The organism is Chromohalobacter nigrandesensis, from assembly GCF_023061285.1.
GTDB lineage: Bacteria > Pseudomonadota > Gammaproteobacteria > Pseudomonadales > Halomonadaceae > Chromohalobacter > Chromohalobacter nigrandesensis.
In genome coordinates this window covers 507,021-524,957 of sequence record NZ_JAKGAM010000001.1, presented here as the reverse complement: position 1 = coordinate 524,957, position 17,937 = coordinate 507,021, and the positions used below count along the sequence as shown (strand labels likewise).

Annotated in this window: 19 protein-coding genes; 14 read left to right on the top strand and 5 right to left on the bottom strand. The window is 61.1% G+C overall.

What is annotated here, in order from left to right:
• The first annotated feature begins 85 nt into the window (after nucleotides 1–85).
• Nucleotides 86–1,729, top strand: a complete 1,644-nt coding sequence (locus L1073_RS02455) for an FMN-binding glutamate synthase family protein (protein ID WP_246896658.1) — start codon at nucleotides 86–88, stop codon at nucleotides 1,727–1,729.
• Nucleotides 1,730–1,738: 9 nt separating this feature from the next.
• On the opposite strand, the gene zntR is transcribed toward L1073_RS02455, so the two are convergent.
• Together zntR and L1073_RS02445 are read right to left on the bottom strand one after the other, a co-directional pair.
• Nucleotides 1,739–2,179, bottom strand: coding sequence for a Zn(2+)-responsive transcriptional regulator (gene zntR, locus L1073_RS02450; protein WP_246896657.1), 441 nt, complete (start codon nucleotides 2,177–2,179; stop codon nucleotides 1,739–1,741).
• Complete coding sequence (locus L1073_RS02445; protein ID WP_246896656.1) at nucleotides 2,148–3,173, bottom strand: DUF1853 family protein; 1,026 nt, start codon at nucleotides 3,171–3,173, stop codon at nucleotides 2,148–2,150. The genes zntR and L1073_RS02445 overlap by 32 nt, the downstream gene beginning before the upstream one ends.
• Nucleotides 3,174–3,321: 148 nt before the next feature.
• Between L1073_RS02445 and L1073_RS02440 the strand changes: the two genes are divergently transcribed.
• The 9 genes from L1073_RS02440 (at nucleotide 3,322) to L1073_RS02400 (ending at nucleotide 9,878) form a co-directional block, all read left to right on the top strand.
• Nucleotides 3,322–3,594 (top strand): hypothetical protein, encoded by a 273-nt coding sequence (locus L1073_RS02440; protein WP_246896654.1) that lies wholly within the window; start codon nucleotides 3,322–3,324, stop codon nucleotides 3,592–3,594.
• Nucleotides 3,595–3,698: 104 nt separating this feature from the next.
• Entirely contained in the window at nucleotides 3,699–4,580 is an 882-nt protein-coding gene (locus L1073_RS02435; RefSeq protein ID WP_246896653.1) for an NAD(+) kinase, read from the top strand.
• Nucleotide 4,581: 1 nt separating this feature from the next.
• Nucleotides 4,582–5,589, top strand: coding sequence for a metallophosphoesterase (locus L1073_RS02430; RefSeq protein WP_246896652.1), 1,008 nt, complete (start codon nucleotides 4,582–4,584; stop codon nucleotides 5,587–5,589).
• A 170-nt stretch (nucleotides 5,590–5,759) separates the two neighbouring features.
• Nucleotides 5,760–6,614: a rhomboid family intramembrane serine protease gene (locus L1073_RS02425; protein WP_246896651.1), complete on the top strand. Its 855-nt coding sequence runs from the start codon at nucleotides 5,760–5,762 to the stop codon at nucleotides 6,612–6,614.
• Entirely contained in the window at nucleotides 6,614–6,877 is a 264-nt protein-coding gene (locus tag L1073_RS02420) for a YeaC family protein (protein WP_246896650.1), read from the top strand. Before L1073_RS02425 ends, L1073_RS02420 begins: the two co-directional genes overlap by 1 nt.
• The gene (locus tag L1073_RS02415) at nucleotides 6,877–7,737 is read left to right on the top strand and encodes a DUF2797 domain-containing protein (RefSeq protein ID WP_425531561.1); all 861 of its coding nucleotides are present in this window, start codon (nucleotides 6,877–6,879) and stop codon (nucleotides 7,735–7,737) included. The genes L1073_RS02420 and L1073_RS02415 overlap by 1 nt, the downstream gene beginning before the upstream one ends.
• A 90-nt stretch (nucleotides 7,738–7,827) precedes the next feature.
• Nucleotides 7,828–8,511, top strand: a complete 684-nt coding sequence (locus tag L1073_RS02410) for a type 1 glutamine amidotransferase domain-containing protein (RefSeq protein WP_246896649.1) — start codon at nucleotides 7,828–7,830, stop codon at nucleotides 8,509–8,511.
• A 150-nt stretch (nucleotides 8,512–8,661) separates the two neighbouring features.
• A complete protein-coding gene (locus tag L1073_RS02405; RefSeq protein ID WP_246896648.1) occupies nucleotides 8,662–9,216 on the top strand; it encodes a cytochrome b in 555 nt (184 codons plus the stop codon).
• Between the two features lie 65 nt (nucleotides 9,217–9,281).
• Nucleotides 9,282–9,878 carry a YceI family protein gene (locus L1073_RS02400; RefSeq protein ID WP_246896647.1) on the top strand — a complete coding sequence of 199 codons (597 nt, stop codon included), beginning with the start codon at nucleotides 9,282–9,284 and terminating at the stop codon, nucleotides 9,876–9,878.
• A gap of 59 nt (nucleotides 9,879–9,937) precedes the next feature.
• On the opposite strand, the gene L1073_RS02395 is transcribed toward L1073_RS02400, so the two are convergent.
• Entirely contained in the window at nucleotides 9,938–11,752 is a 1,815-nt protein-coding gene (locus L1073_RS02395; protein WP_246896646.1) for a diguanylate cyclase, read from the bottom strand.
• Nucleotides 11,753–12,046: 294 nt separating this feature from the next.
• Between L1073_RS02395 and dkgB the strand changes: the two genes are divergently transcribed.
• From dkgB to L1073_RS02375, 4 genes are all read left to right on the top strand, one after another.
• Nucleotides 12,047–12,862 carry a 2,5-didehydrogluconate reductase DkgB gene (gene dkgB, locus L1073_RS02390; protein ID WP_246896644.1) on the top strand — a complete coding sequence of 272 codons (816 nt, stop codon included), beginning with the start codon at nucleotides 12,047–12,049 and terminating at the stop codon, nucleotides 12,860–12,862.
• A gap of 134 nt (nucleotides 12,863–12,996) precedes the next feature.
• Complete coding sequence (locus L1073_RS02385) at nucleotides 12,997–14,322, top strand: MATE family efflux transporter (protein ID WP_246896951.1); 1,326 nt, start codon at nucleotides 12,997–12,999, stop codon at nucleotides 14,320–14,322.
• A gap of 153 nt (nucleotides 14,323–14,475) precedes the next feature.
• Complete coding sequence (locus L1073_RS02380; RefSeq protein ID WP_246896643.1) at nucleotides 14,476–15,735, top strand: D-amino acid dehydrogenase; 1,260 nt, start codon at nucleotides 14,476–14,478, stop codon at nucleotides 15,733–15,735.
• Between the two features lie 142 nt (nucleotides 15,736–15,877).
• A complete protein-coding gene (locus L1073_RS02375; protein WP_246896642.1) occupies nucleotides 15,878–16,294 on the top strand; it encodes a hypothetical protein in 417 nt (138 codons plus the stop codon).
• Between the two features lie 91 nt (nucleotides 16,295–16,385).
• On the opposite strand, the gene L1073_RS02370 is transcribed toward L1073_RS02375, so the two are convergent.
• Together L1073_RS02370 and L1073_RS02365 are read right to left on the bottom strand one after the other, a co-directional pair.
• The gene (locus L1073_RS02370; RefSeq protein ID WP_246896641.1) at nucleotides 16,386–17,576 is read right to left on the bottom strand and encodes an amino acid aminotransferase; all 1,191 of its coding nucleotides are present in this window, start codon (nucleotides 17,574–17,576) and stop codon (nucleotides 16,386–16,388) included.
• Complete coding sequence (locus L1073_RS02365; RefSeq protein WP_246896640.1) at nucleotides 17,560–17,916, bottom strand: 4a-hydroxytetrahydrobiopterin dehydratase; 357 nt, start codon at nucleotides 17,914–17,916, stop codon at nucleotides 17,560–17,562. Before L1073_RS02365 ends, L1073_RS02370 begins: the two co-directional genes overlap by 17 nt.
• Between the last annotated feature and the right edge of the window lie 21 nt (nucleotides 17,917–17,937).

The window sequence follows — 17,937 nt, the reverse complement described above, 5'->3', positions numbered from 1 at the left end:
GGCCGCCTGTTGGACCAGGCGGCTCTAAACCCGGACGACGTTTCGTGTTTTCATGGTGATGACGCCTTTCGTTCAGGACATCTTCATGAAGTATTCTTTGTTATCACGTTACGGGTTTTTTACGGCGTGCTGTACGACCACCTTGGTGACGACGCTCATGGCCATACAGTGGCATGGCTGGTGGCCGGTACCGTTGGTGAGCGGTGCGTTGGTGTTCTTGGGTATCGCCGATCTCTCGCAGCGTGGATATGCGGTACGTCGCAATTACCCCATCCTTGGCAACCTGCGTTATGTCTTTCAGGCGCTACGCCCGGAGTTGCGTCAGTACCTCTTCGAGGCCGATACCGAGCAACTGCCGTTTTCCCATGTGCAGAGAAGTTTAGTTTATCAGCGAGCACGCCAGCATAACGATGCCAAGCCCTTCGGGACGCTGCGCGATGTCTATGCCAATACGTATGAATACATCGGCCACTCGATGGAAACGGCACCGGTGGCGGAGCCGGACGATTTTCGTCTGACTATCGGTAACCGCCAGTGTTCCCAGCCTTATGAGATTTCGCTATTCAATATCTCGGCGATGAGTTTCGGCGCGCTGAGCGCCAATGCGATTCGCGCCCTCAACAAGGGCGCCCGGCTTGGGCGCTTCGCGCATGACACCGGAGAAGGCGGCATCAGCCCGTATCATCGCGAACATGGCGGTGACCTGATCTGGGAGCTAGGCAGTGGCTACTTCGGTTGCCGCACGCCGGAAGGCGAGTTCGACCCCGAGCGCTTTGCCGAGCAGGCCCGCGATGCGCAGGTCAAGATGATCGAGGTCAAGCTCAGTCAGGGGGCCAAGCCTGGCCACGGAGGGCTTCTCCCGGCGGACAAGATCACGCCGGAAATCGCCCAGACGCGGGAGATCCCACAGGGCGAGGATTGTCTCTCGCCGGCCAGCCATCCGGCGTTCTCGACGCCGCTCGAGATGCTCGACTTCATCGCGCAATTGCGTGAGCTTTCCGGCGGCAAGCCGGTTGGCTTCAAGCTTTGCCTCGGCCAGCCCTGGCAATTCATGGCCATCGTCAAGGCGATGCTCGAAACCGAGATTATGCCCGATTTCATCGTCGTCGATGGCAGTGAAGGGGGCACCGGCGCGGCCCCGGTGGAGTTTTCCGACCATTTGGGAACGCCGCTGCGAGAAGGGCTCTTGTTCGTGCATAACACGCTGGTCGGCGCAGGGCTGCGTGAGCAGGTCCGCCTAGGGGCGAGCGGCAAGATCATCAGCGCCTTCGATATCGCGAGGGTCATGGCCATGGGCGCTGATTGGGTCAATGCCGCGCGCGGCTACATGTTCGCGCTGGGCTGTATTCAATCGCAAAGCTGCCATACCAACCGCTGCCCGACAGGAGTGGCCACCCAGGACCCGCTACGTCAGAAGGCGTTGGTGGTCGGTGACAAGGCCGAGCAGGTGTATCACTTCCATCACAATACCCTGCATGCCCTGGCGGAAATGATCGCGGCGGCGGGGCTGACGCGCCCGTGGCAGATCACGCCCGATCACCTCGTGCACCGCGTTTCGGAAAACGAGGTGAAGCTGTTCACTCATCTACATCCGTTCCTGGAGCCGGGAGAGTTGTTGCGCGACCCCGGTCAGCGGCCGTTTTATGGCCGTATCTGGCGCATGGCGCAGGCCAAGAGCTTCGCCCCCGTGCAGTTGGTTGACGCGCCGAGCGGGGCGACGGCCGCGTAGTGGGTGTTTTCAGGCGTCATGCCGGTGCTGGTGGGGCTCGGGGGCGGTCTTGCCGTTGGCGAAGGCGGTAAGGATCGTGCATTGCGTGGCCGCGTGCGGGCCTCCGCAGCAGGCATCGGTCAGATGGGCCAGCGCCTGGCGCATGTGATGCAGCTCGGCCAGGCGCGCGTCGATGGCGGCGAGCTTGTCCTCGGCGACGCGTTTGACCTCCTTGCAGGTGTGTGCATCGGCATCGACCTGCAGTGACAGCAGCTCACGAATATCGGCCAGGGTAAAACCGAGCCGCTTGGCCCGAAGGATGAAATGCAGGCGCTCGAGATTGTCCTCGGCGTAGTAGCGATAGCCGTTGTCGCCGCGCAGGGCTTCGGGGAGTAACCCTTCCTTTTCGTAGTAGCGCAACGTGTCGACGCTGACGCCGCTATGCTCGGCCAGTTCTCCGATCCTCAACATGGTGATAGTTGCTCCCTGTGATGGGGGTGATGGGGGGTAGCGGCAGGCTGCGCGGCCAGTCATCGGGGACGATGAACAAACGTCGCTGTGCGCCGTCGGGCGCTTGCAGATGATATTGCCGTGGCGCGCCGGTGCTCGTGAAGTGCGTCTCGAGTGCGGTTTCCAATTTCTCCAGCGAGCGATACGTCTCGACTCCGGGGAGTGCGAGCCAATGCGGCTTGTGCAGCGGGGCGCCCAGGGTTCCCGTCGGTAAGTGGTCACACAGTATCGGCCAGTCTCGCCATGTCAGCCAAGCGCCATGAGCGGCGGTGGTGCTTGCCAAATGCGGCGCCGCTATCGTGTCGGGCCACGGGTAAAACAGTATCCCGAGCATGGCGGCACGCTGTCGCAGTGATCTTGGGTCGATATCCAGCGCGTTCAAGCGTGCCGCCGCGAGCGGATGATGGGCCAGGGGCAGTTGGTGATGTCGAGTATGGGCATGCTTGCGCGCCAGGGAGTCAGCGCAGCCGGGGCCAATCCAGCGTGCTGGGCTGTGTTCGTCGCCGGGACCATCGCGAAGTCCCAGATAGTATTTGATGGCCAGTTCGAGATGGACGGGGTGTCCACGGGCATCGGCATAGATGACATCGAGTTCACCCAGTGTGCGGCCGGCTTCGTGAATCACGATGTTGGTGGCCAGTAGGCGTGTCGCCGGGGCAAGGTCGAGCAGGGCGTGCCAGAGACGCTCATGATAATGCCCCAGGCGTTGCGGCGGCGTCGCGCCGATATAAGGTGCGAGCCGTTGTGGCGCGGCGTCGAGCGCACGTAGCCAAGTCTTTCTGCATGCGTCGTCGCCAAGCCCGAGTTCCTCAAGGGTCGGCCGGCCCGGATGAGCGCTTTCGATGATATCCGGTGCATGCAATAGCCAGGCGAGATCACGCACCCAGGGATGGTGAAGCGCTGCCCCTTCGCCTTCCTGCACGGGCGTGGCGTCATCGAGCAATGTTTGCATCATGTCGTGGTCATCTGTGAGGCGCCTGTCATCAACATCGCATCTACTCAAGGCTGTACTAAGTGCACCAGCGTGTTGACAATATACTCTCGCTTGCCAGGTCGTCGACAGACCCGAGGTGGCACGCCAATTCTTGAACCGGAGATGCGTAATGACGGAAAAGACGGTCCGGCGTCGCCGGTGGCGCGCCATCGGTAAATTCTTCGCGGCCATCATCGTGATCAACGTGATTGTGGGCATCGCCGGCATTGCCTTCATGATGCTCTATTACGGCGAGGTCGATGGACAGGGCCGGGCAGCGTTGGTGACCTTCATGATCTTGAATACGATCTTTGCGTCGCCCGTGGCCTTGTATCTCTACTGGTGGGAGTTGCACCCCGTGCAGACGCCCGATTCGGATCAGTACAACGACCCCAAGGAATGAGTACCTATCGCTAATCTCGCAAGCGTCCGGTCCGGGCACGGTTTGCTCCGCTGCTCGCCAGTCCGCATAATGACGGGCCGCGACGCTGGCAACGAGATGCTTTCATGCAGCCATTCAAGACCATTGGCCTGATCGGGCGATTGGGCAGCCCCAACGCGGTAGAGACGCTCAAGCGGTTGCTCCGCTTTCTCGGCGCTCGCCAACTCAACGTTATCGTCGAGGAACGCACCGCCACGGTATTGTTCAATCACGGCTATCCCGAGGCCAGCCGCAGCCAACTGGGTGAACGTTGCGACCTGGTGATCGTGGTGGGTGGCGATGGCAGTCTGTTGGGCGCCGCGCGGGCGTTGTGCGACACGGGGACGCCGGTAGTGGGCATCAACCGAGGACGGTTGGGTTTTCTGACCGATATCTCGCCGGATGAAGTCGAAGAGCGAATCGGCGAAGTGCTCGATGGGCACTTCGAAAGTGAGCGCCGCTTCCTGCTGGAGGCGGAAGTGTTCCGCGCCGGGGAGAGGGTCGGTGCTTCTTCGGGGCTCAACGATGTGGTCATCCATCCCGGCAAGGCGGCGCGGATGATCGAGTTCGAGCTGTTCATCGACGGTCAGTTCGTCTATAGCCAGCGCAGTGATGGGTTGATCATTGCCACGCCCACCGGTTCCACCGCCTATGCCTTGTCGGGAGGTGGTCCGATCGTGCATCCCCGGCTCGAGGCCATCACCCTGGTACCGATGTTTCCGCATACGTTGTCGAGTCGGCCGATCGTCATCGATGCGGCCAGCGAAGTCACGGTGCATATCGGCGAAACCAACCACGCGTATCCGCATGTCAGTTGTGACGGCCAGACCCAGGTGGTGTCCAAGCCCGGCGACCGCCTGGTGGTGCGTCGCAAGCGAGAACGGCTGACACTCCTTCATCCGCATGGGCACAACTATTTCGAGGCCTGTCGCACCAAGCTCGGCTGGAGTAGCCGGATGGGGGAGTGATATGACGCTGGCTCGAAATGATCTCGATGGCTACGACCTGATCGGCGACGTGCATGGGTGTGGCGCCTCGCTGGCAGTGTTGCTGGAGAAGCTTGGGTATCGCTACCGGGATGGCGTGTATCGTCATCCGCGTCGTCGGGTCGTCTTCCTCGGCGATCTGATCGATCGTGGCCCACGCATTCGGCTGGCACTGAATATCGCCCGCGATATGGTCGAGGCTGGCGAAGCGGATATCGTGATGGGCAATCACGAATACAATGCCTTGGCGTATAGTCGCCGGGCGCCGCCGGAATGGGCGGGAGAGTGGTTACGTGAGCATTCACCGCGCCACAATCGCATCATCAATGAGACGCTGGCACAGTTTCGCGATCATCCCCAGGAGTGGCAGTCCCACCTCGATTGGTTCATGACGATGCCGTTGTGCCTCGAACGCGACGGACTACGGGTCGTGCATGCCTGCTGGGACAGCGATCTCATCGCGCCATTTCTGGCGCAGTGTCCCGATGGTTGCATGAGCGAGGATTTCTTTTACGATTCGGCGTGTCCAGGGACCTTCGCCTTTCGTGTCATGGATCGGCTGACGCGGGGTCCCTCCTTGCCGCTGCCGGCGGGACTGCGGATCTATTCCGGTGATGGTTTCACGCGCACTACCTTTCGCACTCATTTTTGGGCACGTGACCCTCTTACCTATGGCGATGTGGTCTTCCAGCCCGATAACCTGCCCGGCGATATCGAGAATCAGCCCTTGAGTGCGGATGAGCGGCAGCGACTGCCGTATTACGGACCGGAAGAACCGCCGCTATTCATCGGTCATTATTGGTGCGAGGGGGTCCCGGCGTTGCCGGCGCCGAATATTGCCTGTCTCGATTATAGTGCCGTGAAATACGGGCGTCTGGTGGCCTATCGCTGGGAAGGTGAGCAGCGTCTGGATGCCAATCGCTTCGTGTGGGTCGATGTAGCGCGTGAGGGGTCGGTTCCTCCGATGCCGGATGACTTCGACCTGGCTTGAGGGGAGCAGAAAAAAGTTGGAAAAAATTTCGTTGCGCCGGGAACTCATCGCGGTGGGGCGTCGTCAGAGTAAGTGTTCCCTTGAATGATCCCTTGCTCTTGTCCGGCGGCCCCCTCCGCCGGACTTTTTCTTTTGTGCGTTCGTCTGCGGTACTGAAAGGGACCCCGCCCATGTACAAACTACTGGAATTGCCTCTTCAACAGGATATCGTCGCGCTGCGTCGAGCGTTGTGGGCGCATCGTATCGGCCATCAGGTGACTGAGGAAGAGGCGGTTCAGGTGTTATGGCTGGCCGATCCGCGTCAGCGTGACGAGGCGGCGCATTTGATCGAGCAATGGCATCGTGGCGAGTTGGCCGAGCGTCCCGCTCAAGCGGCGAAACGCCGATCGCCCGGCATGCTTGGCAGTGCCTTTAGCCAGGCGCCGCTGGCGGCTGCCTGCGTGGCACTCTGTGTGGTGGTCTTCGCCTTGATGGCGATGTTCGGGGATCGCGTGATCGCTGCGCTGACCTTCGTGCCCGTCGATTCCGTATCCGGGCGCCTGACGGTCGGCAACTTGGGCGATTCCCTGGCCAGCGGTCAGATATGGCGTCTGGTATCGCCGGCGTTGATGCATTTCGGTTGGATGCATCTGGTCTTCAACATGCTGTGGTTGTGGTATTTCGGACGCCAGGTCGAGGCCCTGCAAGGCCCCGTGCGCCTTATCATGCTCGCCGTCGTGGCGGCACTCGTCTCCAACCTGGCGCAATACGCCACGGGGACCGTACTGTTCGGCGGCATGTCCGGGGTCGACTATGCCTTGCTGGGGTATGTCTGGCTGATGGCACGTCGAGCCCCGGAAAGCGGATTTTTCGTGCCCCAGATGCTGGTGGTGTTCATGCTTGCCTGGATGGTCTTCACGATGACCGATATGGCGAGTTTGTTTGGATTCGGCAACGTCGCCAACGAGGCCCACCTGGGCGGTCTGTTGGTCGGGCTGGTCGGCGGATGGTGGGCCGGTGGACGTGCCGCGAGAGGAGAACGGTAGTGAGTGATATGACCTTCGACAAGATGGTGGCGCAGATGACACCCGCCATGTACGACAGCTTCAAGCAGGCCATCGCACTGCGTAAATGGCCGGATGGACAGCGCCTGAGCCAGGAGCAGACCGAGCTGTGTCTTGAGGCGGTGATGAAATACGAAGTCGCCCACGGTATCCCCGAGAACGAGCGAGTGGGCTATCTCGAGCGCAGCAGTTGCAGCACTAACGATGAAGCCGGCGAGTCCGATGCCATCAAGTGGATGAACTGATGAGCGATCTGTTCAGCGTGGCGGATGTCAGTGCCGCACGCGGACCGCTGCGCAAGATGGACATAGCGCCCGGCGACGCTCAGACGCCGGTGCAATACACCCTGCGTGCCGGCGAACAGCGCATCGGCCTCAACGCGCATCTGGGGGCGTCGTTGCGACTGGTGCATACCGGCGCCATTCACTGCGTGCATTGCGGGCGTGCCACGCGCAAGAGTTTTGCCCAGGGCTATTGCTACCCTTGTTTCAAGTCGCTTGCTCAGTGCGATACCTGCATCGTCAAGCCGGAAACCTGCCACTATCATGCGGGCACGTGCCGCGAACCGACGTGGGGTGAGCAGCATTGTTTCCAGCCGCACGTGGTCTACCTGGCCAATTCGTCGGGGCTCAAGGTCGGTATCACACGCAAGACGCAATTGCCCACGCGCTGGCTCGATCAGGGGGCGATTCAGGCACTGCCGATTCTCGAGGTCGACAATCGTCTGCAGTCGGGGCTGGTCGAAACCTTGTTCAAGCAGGTGGTGGGCGATCGCACCAACTGGCGCGCCATGCTGAAAGGCGATGTGGCGCCTCTCGATCTACCTGCCGAGCGGGATCGTCTCCTGGCGGCGCTCGATCAGGAGCTGGCGGCGCTGAAGCGACGCATCGGCGAGCAGGCGATCGGTACGCTGGCGGCGACGCCGGTCGATCTGCACTATCCCGTCCTGGAGTTTCCCGGCAAGGTGGTGTCGCACAATTTCGATAAATCCCCCGAGGTCAGCGGCCGCTTGATGGGACTCAAGGGGCAGTACCTGATCTTCGATACGGGTGTCATCAATCTGCGCAAGTTCGGTGGCTACGAGGTGGAAGTGGCGATCGAGTAGGGTACTTGGCGCGGCGATACCTTGAAGTCTACTCGGATGTCTCCACCTCATGGGTATCGACATGAATGTCGCTTACCCAAGGAGGTTTGCATGAAGATTCTGATGATTCTGACGTCACACGACCGCATGGGCGATACCGGCCATGCCACCGGCTTCTGGCTCGAGGAGTTCGTTGCGCCGTATTACGTGTTCAAGGATGCAGGTGCCGAGGTGACCCTGGCCTCGCCGCTGGGCGGGCAACCGCCTATCGATCCCACCTCTACGCAGCCGGATGCGCTGACCGAGGAAACGCGCCGCTTCGAGGCGGATAGCGACGCCAAGGCGCATTTGGCCAATACGCACAAGCTGGCCGAGGTGCGTGCCGATGACTACGATGCGGTCTTCTATCCCGGTGGCCATGGCCCGCTGTGGGACTTGACCGAGGATCGTCATTCCCAGCAGTTGATCCACGACTTCCTTGTGGCCCATAAGCCTGTCAGCGCAGTTTGCCATGCGCCTGCCGTGTTGGTGCATGCCCAAGGTCCCGATGGCCAGTCGGTGGTCAAGGGGCATCGCGTGACGGGATTCTCCAACAGCGAAGAAGATGCTGTGGGGCTGACCGATGTCGTTCCGCTACTGGTGGAAGATGCCCTGAAAGAAAAGGGCGGCCACTATGAGCGTGCCGCTACCGATTTCGCGCCTTTTCAACTGCGTGATGGCTTGTTGATTACCGGTCAGAACCCGGCCTCCAGTGCGCCGACGGCCAAGTTGCTGCTGGAGGCGCTGACAGGCTGACACTACCTCTCGATTCTTACACGCTTTTCTTATAATGGCTCGCCTTTGCGGGTCATTATTTCTTTTTGGTTAATGATGCCTTTCTTCGATATCGCCTGGCGCGACGCGCGATAGCCATTATGCTAAAGGCATGACTGGCGGAGAGACACGATGTGGCGTAATTCGGTACACGGCTGGGGCTTGCCCAGCATTCTCTTGCATTGGCTGAGTGCCGTGCTGGTCGTGTCGCTCTTCGTGCTGGGCTGGTGGATGACCGGCCTCGGCTATTACGATCGCTGGTATCAATTGGCGCCCTGGTGGCACAAGTCGCTGGGCCTGGCGCTACTGGGATTGACGCTGCTGCGGCTGGCATGGCGCTTGAGCCAGCCCACGCCCGAGGCACATGGCGTGTCGTGGGAGCGAATGCTGGCGCATGCCGGCCATGGTCTGCTCTACGTCTTGCTGTTGACGGTGATGATCAGCGGCTACTTGATATCCACTGCAGAAGGCCAAGGCATCAGTGTGTTCGGCGCCTTCGAAGTACCGGCACTGCTCAGCGGTTTGCCCCGCCAGGCAACTCTGGCAGGGGAGGTGCACTGGTACGCAGCTTGGGCATTGATAGTGCTCGCCGTGGGTCACACGCTGGCCGCGATTAAACATCATATTCTCGATCGCCGGGATACCTTGCGTCGCATGTGGTGGCCCGGCGGGTCTCGACGCCAATGAGTTCGATATCCGTGGCGGTGTGCCGCCACTTAAGTACTTCAATCCTTCATCATCAGGAGATGACGATGTTCTCGAAATCGCTACTCAAGACCGTGACCGGTGCCGCCCTCGGTGCTGCCGTGCTATTGCCCATGGCCCAGGCCAACGCCGCCGATTACAAGATCGACAGCGAAGGGCAGCATGCCTTCATTGAGTTCAAGATCAGCCATCTTGGCTATTCCTATGTGCTCGGCAGCTTCGAGGACTTCACGGGAACGTTCAGCTACGATGCCGATGCCCCGGAAGAAGCCAGTGCCAATGTCGAGATCGACGTGAACAGTCTCGATAGCCACCATGCCGAGCGTGACAAGCACATCCTGAGTGACGACTTCCTCGATGCGTCGCAGTACCCCACCGCGACGTTCGAATCCACCGGTTTCGAATCGACCGGTGATGGCGAGGGAGAGCTCACCGGTGATTTGACGCTGCATGGCCAGACGCAGTCGATCACCATCGACGTCGAGCATATCGGCGGCGGCGACGACCCATGGGGCGATTATCGCGATGGCTTCGAGGGGGAAACGACGTTGACGTTGTCCGACTTCGGCATCGATACCAGCAAGTTGGGTCCGATGGCGTCCACCGTTGACATGTACCTGGTGGTCGAAGGTATTCGCCAGTAATTCGCCATGCATGATCGAGCCTGAATTGCCCCGCCGCGTGCGGGGCGATTCACGTGGGCTCAGTCGTTGGCGATCGCCAGGCGATTGCGCCCGCCTTGCTTGGCCTCGTAAAGCGCCATGTCGGCGTGATGCAGCAGGGTGGCGGCGTCCTCGCCATGCTGGGGGTAACAGGCTAGCCCCAGAGAGATGGTAAGGTGAAGCGGGGTTGCGTCATCCCGGGGAATGTCCAGCGTGGCGACCTGCTGGCGAAGATGCTCGCCGCGTTGCCGTGCGGCGGACAGGCCGGCGCCGGGCATGATGATCAGGAATTCTTCGCCGCCGTAACGGCAGACGATATCGCCGCGCCGGACGTTGTCTACTAGAAGCTCGGCCACCTCGATCAACGCCCTATCGCCCAAGGCATGGCCGTGGTCATCGTTGATCGGCTTGAAATGGTCGATATCCAGCATGAGAACTGAAAGCGGGCCGGGCTGGCGTTCTGCACGGGCCAGCTCGCGCGTCAAGGTATCGTCCAGGAAGCGTCGATTGTAGAGGCCGGTCAAGGCATCGCGGATACTGGCCTCCTCGAGTTGCTCGCGCAGTCGCACATTGCTTAGCGACAGCGCCATATTCTCGGCGGCGCCCTTGGCGAACTCGGCTTGAGGGTCGCCATTTCCCGTCTCGTCGGTGGTACTGGCAAGATGCAAGTGGAGTATACCCACCGGCCCCTGCGTGCCTTTCAGGGGAATGCAAAGATGGCGTCCGGGGTGTGCGGTACGCAGGTGCGAACAAACTTCCGCATCCTGCGCCGCGGGAAGAGTGACATCGCGTATTCCGCCATCGTTCAGGGTCAGGCATTCGTCTCCGTTGACATCGCCTTTGTCCTCGCCCCACTGGCAAATGCGATGGGGAACGGCAGTGTGTGCATCGAGGCACCACAAGGTGCCGCCGAGCGTGTTGGCAAAGACCCTCGGTAGCTGGTCGCGGAGCGTCGACTGCGCTTCCTGCGTGCTGCGGCAGGCTTGCAGAGCTTCGACAAGATCATGGCGGGCCCGCATCTCGCGGGTTCGGTCACGCACCAGCACATTGACGCGTTCGGCGAGCTCGCGGCTGGTGCGTTGTTCGGTGGCGACCAGGGCCTCGAGACGCGCCGCCATGGCGTTGAAGGTATTCGCCATCCAGGCGAACTCATCGCGCCCCCGGAGCGCTACCCGCTGGCTGAGATCTCCTGCGACCATGCGTTGCGAGCGCTGGGTGATTTCCGAAACAGCGTGGCGGGTGCGACGAAACAGCGGCCACCAGGTCAGCAGGGCGCTCACCAGCGCCAGCAAGATGCTCCATACCATGATGTGCTGTGCGCGTTTCGCGGCATCCTGACTATCGACCTGGCGCGCATGGAAGGCGTCCTGCTCGGTATCGATGAAGGTCCTCATGACGGTGCGGAAGTCATCGACCAGGCGTTTGCTGGCTTTATCGTCTAGAGGGAGCAGTTCGGTATTTTCGCTACGCGTCTTGATGATGCTGTCGGTGGCGACGTCTTTTATCCACTGCCGGAATAGATGGTTGGCCTGCTCGAGGCGTCGATATTGTATTTCGTCATTCGAGGCTTCTTTCAAGCGTCTCAGGGTAAGTGGAAAAGTGCTCAAGGCACGCTGGTAGGGCGCCAGGTAATCGCCATCTCGGGTCAGGGCATAGCCGCGCTGCGCCGTCTCGGCATCCATGAACAGGCGCATCAAGTGGTTGGCGTCGGCGATCACCTCTAGGGTCTGGGCGACGCTGCGTGCCGTATGCTGCTCGACCTGCGACGCATGATAGAGGGCGAGGCATCCCGTCAGCATGATCATGAACGGCACGATGGCGGCAACTATCATGCGTGCGTAGAGCGAATGAGGCATGAGGCGGATCTTTCTCAAAATGTAACTAATGATCACGTTTAGGTTGATCATAAAGGGCGAAATGGCCAATCTCAACGCGATCTAGCATGAGGCGGGTGTTGAAAGTCAATTTAACGGTCCCCAACTCTTTTAGAAATACGCGAGATACGCGAGATACGCGAGATACGCGAGATACGCGAGATACGCGAGATACGCGAGATACGCGAGATAGAAGTACGACAAATTGCCTGGCGCCATGTTTCATCTTGTAACTGGGTTTTTGTGCTGTCTTTTTCCATCTGACAAGGAGTCATCATGCTCAATCAACGCACGTTGCCCCGCATTGGTCTGGGGACCTTTCGCCTCAAGGATCAAGACGTCATCGACTCGGTCATGTCAGCGCTGTCACTCGGCTACCGGCATATCGATACCGCTAAGTTTTACGACAACGAGCGCGCCGTGGGTGAGGCGCTCAAGCAAAGCGATGTGCCCCGCGACGAGATCTTCCTGACCACCAAGGTGTGGTGGGATCAATTGCAGCCGCAGGCATTGCTGGAGAGTCTCGAAGAGAGCTGCCGGCAACTCGGTGTCGAATACGTCGACCTGGCGTTGGTGCACTGGCCGTCACCCGGCGACGAGGTACCGATGGCCGATTACATCGGCGCCTTGAATCAGGCGCGCGGAAAAGGCCTCACGCGCGAGATCGGCGTCTCCAACTTCACGGTGGCCCAGCTCGACCAGGCGCTCTCGGTCCCCGGTGGCGAGCACCTGATCACCAACCAGATTGAAGTGCATCCCTTCCTGGCCAATCGCACCGTAGTCGAGCATTGCCACGACCTGGGCCTGCAAGTCACCGGTTTCATGCCGCTGGCGGTGGGCAAGGTGATGGACGAGCCCGTGCTCAAGGACATCGCCGAGGCGCACGGCGCGAGTCCGGCGCAGATCGCACTCGCCTGGGTCGCGGCGCGCGACATCGTGGTGATCCCGTCGTCCACGAAGCCCGAGCACCAGCAATCGAATCTTGACGCGATGGCGATCACCTTGAGTGCCGACGAGATGGCGCGCATCGATGCGCTGGATCGCGGCGAACGCATCGCCAATCCGGATTTTGCCCCTCAGTGGGACGCCTGAATCGTCATCACTCACGAAGGCGCTTTTTGCTAGTAGCCTGTTAGACTTGTCGCCCCCGGTATCGAGCGATACCGGGGGCGCCCTGTTTGATACCTTGACCGTTGACTCATGAAGAGGTTTCCGTGACGGAATCCATGTCCTCGCTGCGTCGCCAGCTGTGGCAGCAGACCTGGCCCATGGCCATTGGTGTGCTCTCGCTGCTGGGCTTTCAGCTTGTCGACAGTGCTTTTATCGCCCGTTTGGGCACCCAGCCGCTCGCGGCGCAATCCTTCACCTTTCCGCTGTCGTTTCTGATCATCGGCGTGCAGGTGGGACTAGGTATTGCCATCGCGGCGCTGATCTCGCGCACCCTGGGTGCCGGCGATACAGCGCGTGCCAGGCGCCTGGGCAGCCTGGTGCTGGTCGGTGGAAGCGCATTGATGGCATTGCTGATGCTGATCATGTGGGCTGCGCAGACGCCGATCTTCACGCTGCTGGGGGCCGATGTCCCCACGCGGGAGCTGATTCGCGCCTACTGGGGCCCGCAGTTGGTGGCTAACTGGCTAGGGGCGGTGCTGTATTTCGGCTATAGCCTGTTCCGGGCGCACGGCGATACGCGCTTGCCCGGCAAGCTCATGGTGCTGACCAGCCTGATCAATCTGGTCCTCGACCCTTTGCTGATCTTCGGCGTCGGCGACTGGTCGGGCTGGGGGCTACCTGGCGCGGCCTGGGCGACGGCGTTGGCGTTTGCCATCGGCATCTGGTTTCTGGTGGTGCGCTTGCGGGCCCACGACTGGCTGGCGCGTAGTGGGTTGCGCGAGGAAATGCGGGCCTCGGCCGTGCCATTCATGGCGATTGCCGGACCTGCGATGATCAGTCAGTTGATGCCGCCGCTCTCGGCGATGCTGGCGACCTCGATCGTCGCCAAACTGGGCGAGACCGCTGTTGCGGCCTGGGGCCTGGCCAGTCGTCTGGAAACGCTTTCGTTGATGGTGGTGCTGGCGCTGACCATGTCGCTGCCGCCCTGGCTGGGACGTTGTTACGGTGCCGGTGACTGGCCGCGTATCGATGCCTTGATGAAGCTGGCGGCGCGTACGGCCGTGATCTGGCAACTGGTGCTGGGGTGTGTCATGGCACTGGCGGCGCCTTGGATAGCGGTCGCCTTGTCGGGCAATCCGGAAATACGCGATGAACTCGCGACCTTGATACGCTGGTTGCTACCCAGCTATAGCCTGCTGGGCCTTTGCATGCTGGTGGTGTCCGCCTCCAATGCGCTGGGTTGGCCGGTACGCGCCATGCTGCTGTCTTTCATGCGCTTGTTCGTGTGTTACTTGCCGTGTCTGGCGGTGGGCGCCTGGTTGTCGGGGATCTTTGGCGTCGCCTGGGGAGCTGCGCTGGGCAACGTGCTGGCGGGCGGTCTCGCCTGGGGTATCTTCCGACGCTCCCTGACGCTGCGTATGGCGGCCCATGGCAATACTTGAAAACGCCGTTCTTTAAGTCGTAAAGACCAGATGATGGATAAAAATCGATTCTATCATCTGGTCATGAAATTGATTACCCCATAATTTTCTAGCCTCTCCATCCTATACTGGCGCTTCGCTTCGCATCCAATCAGCGCCAAGCAGGGGAAGGCCATGCACGTACTCATTCTCGGCAGTGGTGTCGTCGGTGTCACCAGCGCCTATTACCTGGCATCGCAGGGGCACGAGGTCGCGGTGGTGGATCGCCAGGCGGGACCCGCCATGGAGACCAGCTATGGCAATGCCGGTCAGGTCTCCTTCGGTTTTTCCTCGCCCTGGGCGGCCCCGGGCATCCCGCGCAAGGCGCTCAAGTGGATGTTTCAGGAACACGCGCCGTTGAAGATTCAGCCTAAGGCCGATCCTGCCATGGCGCGTTTCATGATGGCGATGTTCAATAACTGCACGCCCGAGCGCTACGTCGTTAACAAGGAACGCATGGTGCGTGTCGCCGAGTACAGCCGGCAGTGCATCGACACCTTGCGCCGCGACACGGGCATCCGCTACGAGGATCGTCAACGCGGCCTGCTGCAGCTCTTTCGTTACGATTCCCAGGTCGAGGCAGTGGCCAAGGACATGCGCGTATTGAGCGATTGTGGCGTACGCCACCGGCTGCTCGATGCCCAGGAAGTGACCGCCGTGGAACCGGCGCTGGCGCGGGTGCCGGGCAAGTTCGTGGGCGGACTTCATCTGCCGGACGATCAGACCGGCGATTGCCATCTGTTCACCCAACGTCTGGCCGATTATTGCCGCCAGCAGTTGGGCGTCGAATTCCGCTTCAATGTCGATATCCAGCGCATCGAGCGTCAGGCGGGTCGCGTCGAACGCGTCATGACCTCGGCAGGCGCGCTGAGCGCCGATGCGTACGTGGTGTGCCTGGGCAGTTTCTCGCCGCTGCTGGTCAAGGATCTCGATATCCGCTTGCCGATCTACCCGGTCAAGGGCTACAGCCTGACGCTGCCGGTGGTCGACGACGGTGGTGCGCCACAGTCCACGGTGATGGATGAAACCTTCAAGGTGGCTATCTCGCGCTTCGACGACCGGATCCGCGTCGGCGGTACCGCTGAGTTGGCGTCCTACGATTTGAGCCTGCTGGAAAAACGCCGCGCGACCATCAGCATGGTGGTGCGGGATGTCTTTCCGGAAGGCGGCGATATGGCCAAGGCCGAGTTCTGGACCGGCCTGCGACCAATGACGCCGGATTCGACGCCGATCATCGGCGCCACGCAGTATGACAACCTGTGGCTCAATACCGGACATGGCACTCTGGGCTGGACGATGAGTTGCGGTAGCGCGCACTTGCTGGCCGACCTGATGGCGGGGCGTCGCCCGGAAATCGACCCCCAGGGGCTGGGTGTGGCGCGTTACGCTGCGTGACCCATTCCGTAGGGAATCCCTGCGCGCATCGCTTGTCCAAACTCGCATCAGACCCGGTCTATCCGTACCGGGTCCATCCATACCGGGTCCATCCATACCGGGTACTCTTGAGAGTGCGATGAGAGCCATTGAGGAGGCAGCGATGACGATTCGCTCGGGCGGGCGTGCCGCAAGTGCCGGCATGCTGGCGTTGTTATTGAGCAGTTCGGTGTTGATGAGTGGGGCGGTACTCGCCCAGGACGAGACCGCGATATCTGCGGACCAGAAGGGCCAAGCGACCGAGGCAGACGAGGTCAGCGAGAAGGCGACCGGGGTCAGCGATGAAGAGGCCAGTTTCGGTCAGGGCGGCGCGCAAACTCCGCTCGACCAACGCCGCAATGCGGTGACCTTCGATCAGATGGATGTCGACGAGGATGGTGTGCTCAGCGAAGAAGAGGCACGTCAGGCCGACCGACTCGATTTGTTCGAGCGCCTCGATGAGGGTGATGGTGAGGTGACGCGAGAGGCATTCCGCGACGAAGTCGGCTCGGACACGCTACCCGACGCTCAGGAGAAGTGAGCGTCAATAAGTAAGCGCACAATAAAATGCCCGTCATGCGTGTGCATGGCGGGCGTTTGTGTACCGGGACTTTTGTGTCAGCCTACGTATCTTAGCCCACGACGGTGGCGATGGCCTTGGCCACGTAGGGCAGGTTTTCCTGCGCCAGACCGGCAACGTTGGCCCGGCCGGAGCGCACCATGTAGATGCCGAACTCGTCGCGCAGGCGGTCGACCTGTTCCGGGCTCAGGCCGGTGTAGGAGAACATGCCACGTTGTTCGGCGATGAAGGCGAACCGTTCGTCCAGCCCGTAAGGCTTGAGCGCTTCCACGAAATCGCGTCGCAGTCCGTTGATGCGGTCACGCATCTCGGTGAGTTCCTCGCGCCATACGCTGGCCAACGCCTCGTCATGGAGGATCTCGGCGACCACTGCGCCGCCGTGGGCGGGCGGATTGGAGTAGTTCTCGCGGGCGACGATGGCCATCTGCGAACGCACGTTCTCCATCTGCTCGCCATCGCGGGCGATCATGATCATGCAGCCGGTACGCTCGCGATAGACCCCGAAGTTCTTGGAGCACGAGCTGGTGATCAGCACTTCGTCGAGATTCTCGGCCAGCAGGCGCGGCCCGTAGGCGTCGGCATCGAGGCCATCGCCGAAGCCTTGATAGGCGAAGTCGACCAGCGGCAGCAGGCGGCGCTCGCGTACGACCTCCAGCACGCGTTGCCATTGCTCACGTGACAGGTCGAAGCCCGACGGGTTGTGGCAGCAGGCGTGCAGCAGCACCACATCGCCTTCGGGAATCTGCTGCAGCGCGCCCAGCATGCCGTCAAAGTCGAGACGGTTGTCGGCGTCCACGTACGGGTACTTCTTCAGCTCGACGCCCGCCGCATGAAAGATACCCAAGTGGTTGGGCCAGGTGGGATCGGAGACCCAGATACCCTTGCCGGGCAGTTGCGACTTGATGAAGTCCGCCGCCAGACGCAGCGCGCCCGTGCCGCCGGGGGATTGCGTGGCACTGGCGCGGTTGGCGATCAGCACCGGTGAATCTTTACCCAACACCAGTTCGAGTACCGCCTGGCCGTAACGCGGATCGCCGTGCGAGCCGATATAGCTCTTGGTCGTCTCGTTGCTCAGCAGCCGCGTCTCGGCCTCCTTGACGGCCCGCATGACGGGCGTATTGCCGTGCGCGTCACGGTAAACGCCGACCCCCAGGTCGACTTTCTGGGGATTGGGATCCTTTTTGAAGGCTTCGATAAGCCCGAGGATGGCATCCCCGGGTACGCGTTCAATCTGCTCGAACATGGGACTGAGCTACCTCGTCGGTTCTGGCGGCCATGATGAAATCGTTTTGATGCAAGCCCTTGATCTTGTGCGACCACCAGGTAACGGTGACTTTGCCCCATTCGGTGGTCAGCGCCGGGTGATGACCTTCTGCCTCGGCGATATCGCCCACCTGGTTGGTGAACGCCAGGGCCTGCTTGAAGTTGCGGAACGTGAATTCACGCTCCAACTGCATGATGCCATCGCGCTCCACGATCCGCCACTCGGGAATCTCCGCACCGAGGCTATGCATTTCCCCTTCGCTGACGGTGGGGGCGTCGGCGCTGCAGGCTTCGCACTTCAGTTCGGCAAGCTCGCTCATGGTGTTTTTCGCCTCCTTCGA

Bases quoted from the DNA above. Each gene is read 5' to 3' on its own strand.
- L1073_RS02425 (WP_246896651.1), top strand. From the start codon at position 5,760: ATGTACAAACTACTGGAATTGCCTCTTCAACAGGATATCGTCGCGCTG.
- L1073_RS02410 (WP_246896649.1), top strand. From the start codon at position 7,828: ATGAAGATTCTGATGATTCTGACGTCACACGACCGCATGGGCGATACC.
- L1073_RS02430 (WP_246896652.1), top strand. From the start codon at position 4,582: ATGACGCTGGCTCGAAATGATCTCGATGGCTACGACCTGATCGGCGAC.
- L1073_RS02395 (WP_246896646.1), bottom strand. From the start codon at position 11,752: ATGCCTCATTCGCTCTACGCACGCATGATAGTTGCCGCCATCGTGCCG.
- L1073_RS02370 (WP_246896641.1), bottom strand. From the start codon at position 17,576: ATGTTCGAGCAGATTGAACGCGTACCCGGGGATGCCATCCTCGGGCTT.
- L1073_RS02440 (WP_246896654.1), top strand. From the start codon at position 3,322: ATGACGGAAAAGACGGTCCGGCGTCGCCGGTGGCGCGCCATCGGTAAA.
- L1073_RS02405 (WP_246896648.1), top strand. From the start codon at position 8,662: ATGTGGCGTAATTCGGTACACGGCTGGGGCTTGCCCAGCATTCTCTTG.
- L1073_RS02375 (WP_246896642.1), top strand. From the start codon at position 15,878: ATGACGATTCGCTCGGGCGGGCGTGCCGCAAGTGCCGGCATGCTGGCG.
- L1073_RS02400 (WP_246896647.1), top strand. From the start codon at position 9,282: ATGTTCTCGAAATCGCTACTCAAGACCGTGACCGGTGCCGCCCTCGGT.
- dkgB (WP_246896644.1), top strand. From the start codon at position 12,047: ATGCTCAATCAACGCACGTTGCCCCGCATTGGTCTGGGGACCTTTCGC.
- L1073_RS02455 (WP_246896658.1), top strand. From the start codon at position 86: ATGAAGTATTCTTTGTTATCACGTTACGGGTTTTTTACGGCGTGCTGT.
- zntR (WP_246896657.1), bottom strand. From the start codon at position 2,179: ATGTTGAGGATCGGAGAACTGGCCGAGCATAGCGGCGTCAGCGTCGAC.
- L1073_RS02435 (WP_246896653.1), top strand. From the start codon at position 3,699: ATGCAGCCATTCAAGACCATTGGCCTGATCGGGCGATTGGGCAGCCCC.
- L1073_RS02365 (WP_246896640.1), bottom strand. From the start codon at position 17,916: ATGAGCGAGCTTGCCGAACTGAAGTGCGAAGCCTGCAGCGCCGACGCC.
- L1073_RS02445 (WP_246896656.1), bottom strand. From the start codon at position 3,173: ATGATGCAAACATTGCTCGATGACGCCACGCCCGTGCAGGAAGGCGAA.
- L1073_RS02380 (WP_246896643.1), top strand. From the start codon at position 14,476: ATGCACGTACTCATTCTCGGCAGTGGTGTCGTCGGTGTCACCAGCGCC.
- L1073_RS02415 (WP_425531561.1), top strand. From the start codon at position 6,877: ATGAGCGATCTGTTCAGCGTGGCGGATGTCAGTGCCGCACGCGGACCG.
- L1073_RS02385 (WP_246896951.1), top strand. From the start codon at position 12,997: ATGTCCTCGCTGCGTCGCCAGCTGTGGCAGCAGACCTGGCCCATGGCC.